Raw genomic sequence first — 12,103 nt, 5'->3', positions numbered from 1 at the left:
ATGGCTGGGGTGGAGCATAAGCGAACCGGTGCCTCCTCGACAGACCTTCGCCGGACCGTGTCCGGATCGTGACCTTGGGTGCTCCAGGCCTCGTCCGCCTCGTCCCCGTCGCAGGTCACGGCCGCGCGCCGGCCTCCGAAGGGCGGTCGCACACGAGGATGGCCGTGCCGGGGAGGAGCTCGCCCCGGCGGCGGCTCCATCCCCCCCACACGTGCTCGCGCCCAGCCGGCCACCCGGGCTCCACGAGGTCGACCAGGCGCAGGTCCGCCGCGGTCACCGCCCGGACGAGGTCGCCGACGGTGCGGTGATGCTCGCTGTAGGTGACGACGCCCTCGTCGGTCTCCTCCACGTACGGGCGGCGGTCGAAGTAGGAATGGGTCACCCTCAGGCCCTCGTCACCGGGCACGTCGGGGAAGGCCCAGCGCACCGGGTGCGGCAGGGAGAAGACGCAGCGCCCTCCCGGTCGCAGCACGCGGGCCCACTCCGTGAGCGCACCGACCAGGTCGGGGACGAAGGCCAGCACGCCGTGGGCGGTGACGACGCGGTCGAAGCTGGCGGCGGCGAAGGGGAGCCGGGCGCCGTCGCACTGCACGTACGCGGGAGGCGGGTGGGGGCCGGTCGGGGTGCCCGCGTCGATCCGCCGTGCGACCCCGAGCATGCCGGCGGACACGTCGGTGGCGACGACCCGCGCCCCGCGGGAGGCGCACCAGCGGCCACCCTGCGCGGCACCGGCGCCCACCTCGAGCACGTCGAGCCCGCGGAGGTCCCCCAGGAGCCCGAGGTCCTCCTCGGTCCACCCCTCCGGGCCCCACACCAGGCTGGCGTCGCCCAGGAAGCGACCGTGCTCGGCGTAGTAGTCGTCCGCCTCGGCGTCCCACCATCCGCGTCCGGCCCGCACCGCCTCCTCGTGCGCGACCGGTCGGCGGGAGACCCGGTCGGGGGACGGGGGAGGAGGCTGGGCGGGGGTCACGGCCCCAGTCTCCCAGGCCACGGCTTTGACCGCGGGGCATCGCCCCGATAGGCTTGACCGGCGCGTCGCGTGCGCTCACGCGTGCCTGCGGTCGTGCCACCTGCACCAACGTCCATCTTCATCCATTGTCCACAATCGGAGCCCCTACTACATGACTGCCACCACGGCCGAGAAGGCCATCTCCCAGATCGCTGTCAACGACATCGGTTCTGAGGAGGAGCTGCTCGCAGCGATCGACGCAACGATCAAGAACTTCAACGACGGCGACATCGTCGAGGGAGTCATCGTCAAGGTCGACCGGGACGAGGTCCTGCTCGACATCGGCTACAAGACCGAGGGCGTCATCCCCTCGCGCGAGCTCGCCATCAAGCACGACGTCGACCCGTCCGAGGTCGTCTCGGTCGGCGACGAGGTCGAGGCCCTGGTCCTCCAGAAGGAGGACAAGGAAGGCCGCCTGATCCTGTCCAAGAAGCGCGCCCAGTACGAGCGCGCCTGGGGCTCCATCGAGCGCATCAAGGAGGAGGACGGCGTCGTCACCGGCACCGTCATCGAGGTCGTCAAGGGCGGCCTCATCCTCGACATCGGCCTGCGCGGCTTCCTCCCCGCCTCCCTCGTGGAGATGCGCCGCGTCCGCGACCTGCAGCCCTACGTGGGCAAGCAGATCGAGGCCAAGATCATCGAGCTGGACAAGAACCGCAACAACGTGGTCCTGTCCCGCCGCGCCTGGCTCGAGCAGACCCAGTCCGAGGTCCGCACCACCTTCCTCAAGGAGCTGCAGAAGGGCCAGGTCCGCTCTGGTGTCGTCAGCAGCATCGTCAACTTCGGTGCGTTCGTCGACCTCGGTGGCGGCGTGGACGGCCTGGTGCACGTCTCCGAGCTGTCCTGGAAGCACATCGACCACCCCGGCGAGGTCGTCGAGGTCGGTGACGAGGTCACCGTCGAGGTGCTGGACGTCGACATGGACCGTGAGCGCGTCTCGCTGTCGCTGAAGGCGACCCTCGAGGACCCGTGGCAGACCTTCGCCCGCACCCACGCGATCGGGCAGGTCGTCCCCGGCAAGGTCACCAAGCTCGTGCCGTTCGGTGCGTTCGTGCGCGTCGAGGACGGCATCGAGGGCCTGGTCCACATCTCCGAGCTGGCCGAGCGCCACGTGGAGCTGCCGGAGCAGATCGTCACCGTCGGTGCCGAGGTCTTCGTCAAGGTCATCGACATCGACCTGGAGCGTCGCCGCATCTCGCTGTCGCTGAAGCAGGCCAACGAGGCCGTGGCGCAGGAGTTCGACCCGACCCTCTACGGCATGGCCGCCGAGTACGACGAGCAGGGCAACTACAAGTACCCCGAGGGCTTCGACCCCGAGACCAACGAGTGGCTCGAGGGCTTCGAGTCCCAGCGCGAGAAGTGGGAGAAGGAGTACGCCGACGCCCACGCCCGCTGGGAGGCCCACAAGGCCCAGGTCGAGTCCGCGGCCGAGGCCGACTCCGAGGCCGGCGTCGAGGTCGCTCCCGCGACGGCGTCCTACTCCTCCGAGACCGTCGACGAGGGCACCGGCACGCTCGCCTCTGACGAGGCGCTCGCCGCGCTGCGCGAGAAGCTGACCGGCAACTGATCGCACGGGGGCTCCGCCCCCGTGCACCCCCGCTGGGGCTCCGCCCCAGACCGTTCGACGCAGGAGCCCGGCCCCCTCGGGGGCCGGGCTCCTCCGCATCTCCGCGGCGGCGGCATACCCGCGGCGCCGGTAGGGTCGGCGGGTGCCGCTGACCCTGCCTGATGCCCGTGCCCGCGCCCGGACCGTCCGGGAGGTCTCCTACGAGGTCCACCTCGACCTGCGGGCCGAGGAGACGTTCGTCGCGAGCACCACCGTGACGTTCTCCGCCGACGCCGGCACCGCGACCTTCCTCGACCTGCAGCACGCCCGCGAGGTGCGGGTGTGGCTGGACGGCGTGGAGCTGCCGTCGACGTGCTACCGCGACGACCGCGTCCACCTCTCGGACCTGGGGGAGCGCAACGTCGCCGTGGTCGAGGCGCGGCTGCCGTTCGTCACCGACGGTGACGGGATGAACCGCTTCGTCGACCCGGTCGACGGTGAGGTCTACGTCGGCTGCTACGGCGGGATGGACGTGGCCCGACGCGTCTTCGCCTGCTTCGACCAGCCGGACCTGAAGGCCCCCTTCACCGTCTCCGTCACGGCTCCGGACGGATGGCGCGTGCTGTCCAACGGCACGTGCTCCGGCCCGGACGCGGGCGGGACCTGGCGGTTCGGCCCCATCCCGCCGGTCGCCACCTACCTGGTCGCGGTGTGCGCGGGCGCCTGGGCCTCCCGCACCTGGGAGCACGCGGGGCAGGAGTTCGGGTGGCACTGCCGCCCCTCCCAGCAGCCGGATCTCGACCGGGACCTCCCGCAGCTGCGGACCGTGACCGAGGCGGCCTTCGACGACTACGCCGGCCGCTTCACCGAGCCCTACGCGTTCGGCACCTACGACCAGGTGTTCGTCCCGGGCCACAACTGGGGCGCCATGGAGACACCCGGGTGCGTCACCTTCCGCGACGAGATGCTGCCCCCCGCGGTCACCGAGCCCGCGCTCGCCCGGCGCCGTGCCAGGGTGATCGCCCACGAGATGGCGCACATGTGGTTCGGCGACCTCGTCACCTTCCGCTGGTGGGAGGACACCTGGCTCAACGAGTCGTTCGCCGACTACATGGGCTTCCTGGTCGGTGGCGCGGCGCTGCCGGGCGAGAGCGCCTTCGCCGAGTTCGACATCTCCAGCAAGGCTGGGGGGTACGCGGCGGACGGCCGGCCGACGTCGCACCCCGTGGCGCCCCGTCCCGAAGACGTGCCCGACGTGGACACGGCGTTCAACAACTTCGACTCCATCTCCTACGCCAAGGGCAACTCCTGCCTGCGGCAGCTGGCGTTCTGGCTGGGGGAGGAGACCTTCTTCCGAGGTGTCGACCGGCATCTGAGCCGGCACCGGTTCGGCACCGCCACGCTCGAGGACCTGGTCGAGAGCCTGGGGTCGGCCACCGACCGTGACGTGCGCGGCTGGGCGCAGGACTGGCTGCGGACCACCGGCCACGACACCGTGCGCGTGCTCCGTCCGGGGGGCGGTGAGGGGCACGGTATGCCGTTCCTCCGGCGGGAGGGTGCCCGACCTCACCGGCTCCGGGTCCACGGCTACCGCCCGTCCCCCGACGGCGGGCTCGTCGCCGCGTGGGAGCAGGTCGTCGACCTGGCCGGCGACGTCGTCGCGCTGCCGGAGGCGGACCTCGTGGTGCCCAACAGCACGGGGGAGACGTTCGCCAGGGTGGTCCTGGACGACCGCTCGCGCGAGCTGGTCGCCGACCGCCTCTCCCGCGTCCCCGACGAGCACCCCCGCATCATGGTGTGGGCCACGCTCCTGGACGAGGCCGCCCGGGCAGAGCTCCCGGTGCACGACCTCGTCACCCTGGTGGAGCGCCACCTCCCGCAGGACCGGGCGGCGCTCGCGCTCGAGCACGTCCTGTCCCGGGCGGTGGGCGTCGTCGAGGCCCTGGCCGTCCCGGCCGAGGTCCCGGCGCTGCTCGAGCGCCTCTGCGCCGTGGCCCGCGCCGTCCTGGACCGGTCCGGGGCGCCGGAGGCCGTGGTACAGACCGCGACGGGCACGGTCGTCGCCACGGCGCACGACCGGCACCTGCTGCGCGCCTGGCTCGCCGACGGCGGTCCGCGCGGACCCCTGGCCCCGACGCACCGCTGGGACGCACTCGTGCGGCTCGCCACCCTCGGGGAGGACGTCGACGGCCCGGTGCGCAAGGAGCTCGGCCGGGACGGCAGCAGCCTCGCCCGGCTGGCGGCGCTCGCCGCCTCCGCCGCCGTGCCCCGTGCGGACGCGAAGGCTGCGGCCCTGCACCGGCTGACCGCGGAGGGCACGTCCAACCGGGAGATCGTCGCCCTGGCCCGGGGCCTGTGGTCGCCCGAGCAGCGCGAGCTCACCGACCCGCTCGTCCCGGCATACCTGGACCGGGCGCCCGGGGTGGCCGGACGTGGACAGGCGCTGGCCCTCGTCGTGGGCCGCGCCACCCCGAGGTTCCGGTGGACGGGCGCCCAGCTGGCGGCGCTGGAGGAGGTGCTGGGCAGGCCCGGGCTGCCGCCGGTGCTGGCGCGCACCTGGGCCGACCTCCTGCACGACCAGCGGCGCGCAGACCGGGCCACCACCGGGGGTTGAGCCGGTCGGGGTCGCGTCCCGGCGGGGGAAGGGTCTGTGGGTGCCGGGCGTTAGCGTTGAGGTATGCGACCCACGACCGACCTGCAGCGCACGGTCAACCCCTTCCGCGTCGTCTCGGACTTCGAGCCGAGCGGTGACCAGCCCGCCGCCATCACCGACCTCGCCGCGCGGATCAACCGCGGGGAGCAGGACGTGGTGCTCCTGGGCGCGACCGGCACCGGCAAGTCGGCGACCTCGGCCTGGCTGATCGAGCAGGTCCAGCGCCCGACCCTGGTCATGGCGCCCAACAAGACGCTGGCCGCCCAGCTGGCCAACGAGTTCCGCGAGCTCCTGCCGCACAACGCGGTCGAGTACTTCGTGTCCTACTACGACTACTACCAGCCCGAGGCCTACGTCCCGCAGACGGACACCTACATCGAGAAGGACTCCTCCATCAACGACGAGGTGGAGCGGCTGCGGCACTCGGCGACCAACAGCCTGCTCACCCGCCGCGACGTCGTCGTGGTGGCCTCGGTGTCGTGCATCTACGGCCTGGGCACCCCTCAGGAGTACGTCGACCAGATGGTGCGGCTCAAGGTGGGGCAGACCGTCGAGCGCGACGACCTGCTGCGCCAGTTCGTCCGGATGCAGTACACCCGCAACGACATGGCCTTCACCCGGGGCACCTTCCGGGTGCGGGGCGACACCGTCGAGATCATCCCGCAGTACGAGGAGCTGGCCGTCCGCGTCGAGTTCTTCGGCGACGAGATCGACCGTCTCTACACGCTCCACCCGCTCACCGGCGAGGTGGTGCGCGAGGAGCAGGAGATGTACGTCTTCCCCGCCTCGCACTACGTCGCCGGCCCGGAGCGGATGGAGCGGGCCATCGCACGCATCGAGACCGAGCTCGAGCAGCAGCTGGCCAGGTTCGAGCGCGAGGGCAAGATGCTGGAGGCCCAGCGTCTGCGCATGCGCACGACCTACGACATCGAGATGATGCGCCAGGTCGGCTCCTGCTCGGGCATCGAGAACTACTCGAGCCACATCGACGGCCGCGCGCCCGGCACGGCGCCCAACTGCCTGCTCGACTACTTCCCCGAGGATTTCCTCCTCGTCATCGACGAGTCCCACGTCACCGTGCCGCAGATCGGGGCCATGTACGAGGGCGACATGTCGCGCAAGCGCACCCTCGTGGACCACGGCTTCCGCCTGCCCAGCGCGATGGACAACCGGCCGTTGAAGTGGGAGGAGTTCCTCGAGCGGACCGGGCAGACGGTCTACCTGTCGGCGACGCCGGGGGAGTACGAGCTGGCCAAGTCCGACGGCGTCGTGGAGCAGATCATCCGGCCCACCGGGCTGGTCGACCCGCAGGTGGTGCTCAAGCCCACCAAGGGACAGATCGACGACCTGCTGCACGAGATCGGCGAGCGCACCGCCAAGGACGAGCGGGTCCTGGTCACCACGTTGACCAAGAAGATGGCCGAGGACCTCACCGACTACCTCCTCGACAAGGGGGTGCGGGTGCGTTACCTGCACTCCGAGGTGGACACGCTCCGCCGCGTGGAGCTGCTGCGCGAGCTGCGGCTGGGGGAGTATGACGTGCTCGTCGGCATCAACCTGCTGCGCGAGGGCCTGGACCTGCCCGAGGTGTCCCTCGTGAGCATCCTGGACGCGGACAAGGAGGGCTTCCTGCGCTCGGCCCGGTCCCTTATCCAGACGATCGGCCGTGCCGCGCGCAACGTCTCCGGTCAGGTGCACATGTATGCCGACACCGTCACCCCGTCGATGGAGGAGGCGATCGAGGAGACCAACCGGCGGCGCGAGAAGCAGCTCGCCTACAACGCCGAGCACGGCATCGACCCCACGCCGCTGCGCAAGAAGATCGCCGACATCACCGACCTGCTCGAGCGGGAGGACGCCGACACCGAGGCCCTCATGGGCAGCGGCCGGCGCCAGAGCCGGGGCACCGGCCGGGGACGCGGCGCGGCCGCGTCGGTCGGCAGCTCGGCTCTCGACCGCCGGGCGACCGACGGTCTGCCCGCCACCGAGCTGGCCCAGCTCATCCACGAGCTCACCGACCAGATGCACCAGGCCGCGACCGACCTGCACTTCGAGCTGGCCGCCCGCCTGCGGGACGAGATCGGGGACCTGAAGAAGGAGCTGCGCCAGATGCGGGAGGCGACCGGCTGATCCTCCCGGGCGCGGTCCGGTCCGGCGGCCGGGCGCTCCTGCCTGTGCGAGAATGGTCGGCGTCCATCGGAGGGGAGTATCCCCGGCGGCGTCCTCGTCAGGACGGCCCGGACCGCTGCGGCGGCCGGACCCGGGGAGCCGGCACCGGAAACAGACCCTCCTCGGGTCCGCGGTGCGGGAGAGACCTCCGGTCCGTCGAGCCTGACCGGAAGGTGCCTGCATGACCGTCCCCTCGTGGGTGTGGATCCTCACCCTCGTCATCGTCGCCGTGATCTTCGCCTTCGACCTGCTCGTGCTCGGGCGTCGTCCGCACGAGCCGTCGCGGCGCGAGGTGAGCATCGCCCTGTCGATCTACGTCGCGCTGGCCGTTCTCTTCGGCCTGGGGGTGCTGGTGACGAACGGTGGCCAGCTGGCCGGTGAGTTCTTCGCCGGGTGGCTGACGGAGTACTCCCTGTCGGTCGACAACCTGTTCATCTTCCTCATCATCATGGCCAAGTTCGGCGTGCCGCGGAAGTACCAGCAGTACGCCCTGATGGTCGGCATCGTCATGGCTCTGATCATGCGGGCGATCTTCATCCTCGTGGGCGCGGCGGCGATCAACCAGTGGTCGTGGGTGTTCTACCTCTTCGGTGCGTTCCTGATCTACACGGCGGTCAAGCTCGCCAAGGAGAACATCGGGCACGCCGACGAGGAGGACGAGGAGTTCCAGGAGAACGCCCTGCTGCGCGCCATCGAGAAGCGCTTCCCCGTGACGCAGTCCTGGGACGGCGGCACCAAGCTGCGGGTGGTGGAGAACGGCAAGCGGGTGCTGACCCCGATGTTCATCGTCATCCTCGCGCTCGGCACCACCGACCTGCTCTTCGCGCTCGACTCCATCCCCGCGATCTTCGGCCTCACCCAGGAGCCCTACCTGGTGCTGATGGCCAACGTGTTCGCCCTCATGGGCCTGCGCCAGCTCTACTTCCTGCTCGGCGACCTGCTCAAGCGTCTGGTCTACCTGGGCCTGGGGCTGGCGGTGCTCCTGGCCTTCATCGGCGTCAAGCTCATCCTGCACGCCCTGCACGAGAACGAGCTGCCCTTCATCAACGGCGGCGAGCACGTGCCGGTGTGGGACATCCCCATCTGGTTCTCCCTCGGCGCCATCGTGGTGATCCTCGGCGTCACCGCCATCGCCAGCCTGGCCAAGACCCGCGGCCGGGCCCGGGTGCCCGCGTCCGTCGGCGGACGCGAGGAGCACGACCTCCACCTGGACGACGTCAGCCTCTTCGGCGAGACCCAGCAACGGCACGAGGACCGTCAGCGGCGTCCCGGCGGCGACAGCTCCGCGCCGGGGGACCCCGGGCCCGGCGGCGAGCAGGGCGACCGGCCGGGAGAGGACCGCTAGGCCTCTGCCTGCGTCGCGGGTGACCCCCTGCGGCCCAGCACCAGCACGCTCGCCACGACCACCAGCGTCATCCCCAGGACCTGCACCAGGGACAGCACCTGGCTGAGCACGAGAAGCCCCGCCAGTGCGGCCGCGGCGGGCTCCAGGCTCAGCAGCACCCCGAAGGTCCCGGGCGACAGGCGCCGCAGCGCGAGGAGCTCGAGGCTGTAGGGGATCGCGGACGACAGCAGGGCGATGCCGAGGCCCTTGACCAGCGCCTCCGGCTGCCACAGGGCAGACCCTGCGGTGGCCAGCCCGACCGGCAGCGTGAGCACGGTGCCGATGAGCATGCACAGGGCGATGCCGTCGAGCCCGGCGAACCGGGCCCCGGTCCGGCGGCTCAGGACGATGTAGGCCGCCCAGCAGGCGCCGGCAGCCGCGGCGAGACCGATGCCGACCAGGTCCAGCTCGGACCAGGGGGTGGTGAGGGCCTCGGAGATGAGGACGACACCCACGAGGGCTGCCGCCACCGCGACGAGGTCCCGGGCGCGGCGGGAGAGCACGGCGGCCAGGGCCAGGGGCCCGAGGAACTCGATGGTGACGGCGACCCCGATCGGCAGCCGGGTGAGGCTGCCGTAGAACGTGAGGTTCATCGCCGACAGCGCGAGCGCGAACAGGCCGACGACGGCCCAGTCCTTCCGGCTGCGTCCGCGCAGCCGTGGACGGATCGCCAGGCCGAGGATGAGCGCCGCCAGGCCCAGACGCAGCGCCACCGACCCGAAGACCCCGACGAGCGGCAGCAGGGTCACCGCCAGCGCGCCGCCGAACTGGACCGAGACGACGGCCAGCAGGACGAGCACGACGGGGTGGACCCCGGGTGCGGTGGCCGGGGTCGGGGTGGGAGCCGTCACCAGCCTCGTGCCCGCCAGCCGGCCAGGTGCGGCCGCTCCTGCCCCAGGGTGGTGTTGTCGCCGTGCCCGGGCAGCACGAGCGCCGCATCGTCGTACATCCCGAAGACGCGCGCCTCGAGGTCGTCCATGAGCGAGGTGAAGGCGGCCTGGTCCGGGGTCCTGCCCGGCCCGCCCGGGAAGAGGCTGTCGCCGGTGAGGATGACCGTCCGCGGCACGTCACCCCCGGCGGTGAGCGCCAGCGCCACCGACCCCGGGGTGTGCCCGCGCAGCCCGACGACGTCGAGACGGAGGTCGCCGACCGCCACGGTGTCACCGTCGGCCAGGCGCCGGTCGACCCGTACCGGCAGGGCGTCGGCGTCCTCGGCACCGGCCAGCGTCGTCGCACCGGTGGCCTCGACGACCGCCGCCAGCGCCCGGTGGTGGTCCCAGTGCTGGTGCGTGGTCACGACCTGCCCCAGGAGCGTCCCGTCGGGGTCCGCCTGCGGTGCGGTCTCGCGGAGCAGGTCGAGGATGCGGGGCGCGTCGTCGGCGGCGTCGACGAGCAGGCGCTGACCGGTGACGGTGCAGCCGACCAGGTAGACGTTGTTGTCCATGTCGGACACGCTGAGCTTGTGCACGACCGCGCCGGGCAGGTCGAGCCGCCACGGCGCGGCACCGGGCGAGACGTGACCGCGGTCCTCGGAGTCTGCACTCATGCGGCGAGTCTACGGACCACCCGGCGGGCCCGGCGCCACCCCGGAGGGACCGCGGCGGTCGAGCGGCTCGTCCAGGCAGAGCAGCGTCCTCGCGGCGGCGACCAGGCCCTCGACGCTGCTGGTCCGGGCCACCAGGTGCGCGTCCGGCCGGACGAGCCACAGGTCTCCCCGCTCCCACTCCAGGGCCTCCTGCACCGCACGGGCCCCCTCCAGCCCGGACAGGTCCACGGCGCCCACCGGTGTCCTCGGGGGGAGGGCGCCACGCAGCGCCCGGAGGGCGGCCGCGGCCCGGTCCGGGTCGGCGGTGAGCACCGAGACCCGGCCGCGGACGAGGTCCCGCAGACGCACGGGCCCGGCCCCGACGCCGGTGTCCGGCGGCAGGGAGGGGCCGACGACCTCGCTGTCCGGCACGATGACCCCCGGCACCGGGGCCGGGCACCCGGGTACGGTGGGGCGCCCGGGCCACGGTCGGCCGGGGTCCGGCGTGGTCAGCGGCGAGTCGACGTACCAGAACGACTCGTAGAGGCGGCCGGAGTCGACCTGCCGGCGGGCCCGCGGGTCGTGCACCGCCCGTTCGAGGACCGCCCGGCGCCGCGCCCGGTCCGCCTCGGACCGGGGGATCAGGAAGTCCATCGTCGCGGCCGTGACGATGGCGTTCTCGCGCGCGGCGCCGGTCCGTTCGTGCTCGTAGCTGTCCAGCAGCCGGGGCGGTGCCCACCCCTGCAGGACGGCGGCGAGCTTCCAGGCCAGGTTGTCGACGTCGGCGACGCCGGCGTTGAGCCCCCGCGCGCCGAAGGGGGAGAACTGATGGGCCAGGTCGCCGGCCAGGAAGACCCGTCCCACGCGGAAACGGGAGGCGACCCGGGCGTGGAACCGGTAGAGCGAGGCCCAGGCCAGCTCGTAGGGTCGGCCACCGACGACCTGGGAGATGCGGCGGTGCAGGCTGCCCTCCTGCTGCTCCTGGGCCAGGTCCACCTCCCGGTCGACCTGCCAGTCGATGCGCAGCACCGAGCCGGGGCAGGGGTTGATGAGCACCTGACGTCCGCGGTTCCAGGACGGGTCGAAGTAGAACCGGCGCTCCTCCTCCCATCCCGGCAGGTGGGTGCGCACGTCGGCGACCAGGAAGGTGTCCTCGTAGGTACGCCCCGGGAAGCTCACTCCGAGCGAGCCGCGCACCGTCCGGCCCCGTGCGCCCGCGCAGGCCACCGCATACCTGCCCGTGACCCGCTGCGTTCCCCGGGCGGTGCGAGCCACCGCAGTGACACCGTCGGGGCCCTCCTGGAGAGCCTCCACCTCGTAGCCCCAGCGCACGTCGACGAGGGGTGAGGCGGCCAGGAGCGCGTCGAGGACGGCCTCGGTGCGGGCCTGGGAGATGTTGACGAAGGCCGGCAACGGGCTCGCCCCGGGATCGCGCGTCTCGACCGCTGCGAGCTCGACGTCGCGGTAGAAGGTGCGGGTGCGCGTCCACGTGAGACCCTCCCGCACGATCGCCCCGGCGCCGCACCACGACCAGACGTCGAGCACGTCGCGCTGCTGGCACAGGGACCGGCTGCCGGTCGTGTCCCGGGCCCGCCGGGCCTCCAGCACGGTCACGGGGATGCCGTGCCGCGCCAGCAGGAGGGCTGCCGTCTGTCCGACCGGTCCGGCACCGACGACCAGGACCCGGTCCTCACCGGGCAGGTGGTCTTCTCTCCCCGTCGCCGACAGCGTGTCCATCCCGGCCTCTCCTTCCGGTGGCCGTGCACCTGCGCCGGGCTGCCTGCTCCGTCCGGCCCATCCTCAGCGTATGCCGTTCC

At 72.3% G+C, this 12,103-nt stretch carries 8 protein-coding genes; 4 read left to right on the top strand and 4 right to left on the bottom strand.

The window, feature by feature from the left end:
* Positions 1 to 115: 115 nt before the first annotated feature.
* Positions 116 to 970 carry a class I SAM-dependent methyltransferase gene (locus tag K330_RS0110825; protein WP_022921849.1) on the bottom strand — a complete coding sequence of 285 codons (855 nt, stop codon included), beginning with the start codon at positions 968 to 970 and terminating at the stop codon, positions 116 to 118.
* Between the two features lie 151 nt (positions 971 to 1,121).
* Here K330_RS0110825 and rpsA point away from each other — a divergent pair, with 151 nt between their 5' ends.
* The 4 genes from rpsA (at position 1,122) to K330_RS20685 (ending at position 8,722) form a co-directional block, all read left to right on the top strand.
* Complete coding sequence (gene rpsA / locus K330_RS0110820) at positions 1,122 to 2,576, top strand: 30S ribosomal protein S1 (RefSeq protein WP_022921848.1); 1,455 nt, start codon at positions 1,122 to 1,124, stop codon at positions 2,574 to 2,576.
* Between the two features lie 142 nt (positions 2,577 to 2,718).
* Positions 2,719 to 5,169, top strand: a complete 2,451-nt coding sequence (gene pepN, locus K330_RS20690; RefSeq protein WP_051145562.1) for an aminopeptidase N — start codon at positions 2,719 to 2,721, stop codon at positions 5,167 to 5,169.
* 63 nt (positions 5,170 to 5,232) lie between these two features.
* The gene (gene uvrB, locus K330_RS0110810) at positions 5,233 to 7,338 is read left to right on the top strand and encodes an excinuclease ABC subunit UvrB (RefSeq protein ID WP_022921847.1); all 2,106 of its coding nucleotides are present in this window, start codon (positions 5,233 to 5,235) and stop codon (positions 7,336 to 7,338) included.
* A gap of 220 nt (positions 7,339 to 7,558) precedes the next feature.
* Complete coding sequence (locus K330_RS20685; protein WP_022921846.1) at positions 7,559 to 8,722, top strand: TerC family protein; 1,164 nt, start codon at positions 7,559 to 7,561, stop codon at positions 8,720 to 8,722.
* Here K330_RS20685 and K330_RS0110800 read toward each other — a convergent pair.
* From K330_RS0110800 to K330_RS20680, 3 genes are read right to left on the bottom strand one after another with little or no spacing between them, the layout of a single operon-like run.
* Positions 8,719 to 9,615, bottom strand: coding sequence for an EamA family transporter (locus K330_RS0110800; protein ID WP_051145561.1), 897 nt, complete (start codon positions 9,613 to 9,615; stop codon positions 8,719 to 8,721). The genes K330_RS20685 and K330_RS0110800 overlap by 4 nt on opposite strands.
* Entirely contained in the window at positions 9,609 to 10,307 is a 699-nt protein-coding gene (locus K330_RS0110795) for an MBL fold metallo-hydrolase (RefSeq protein ID WP_022921844.1), read from the bottom strand. The genes K330_RS0110800 and K330_RS0110795 overlap by 7 nt, the downstream gene beginning before the upstream one ends.
* A 9-nt stretch (positions 10,308 to 10,316) precedes the next feature.
* Positions 10,317 to 12,023, bottom strand: coding sequence for an FAD-dependent monooxygenase (locus K330_RS20680; protein ID WP_022921843.1), 1,707 nt, complete (start codon positions 12,021 to 12,023; stop codon positions 10,317 to 10,319).
* Positions 12,024 to 12,103: the final 80 nt, after the last annotated feature.

It is taken from the genome of Ornithinimicrobium pekingense DSM 21552 (genome assembly GCF_000421185.1).
GTDB classification, from domain to species: domain Bacteria; phylum Actinomycetota; class Actinomycetes; order Actinomycetales; family Dermatophilaceae; genus Ornithinicoccus; species Ornithinicoccus pekingensis.
The sequence above is the reverse complement of the archived record's forward strand: the minus strand, read 5'-3'. Positions and strand labels throughout refer to the sequence as shown.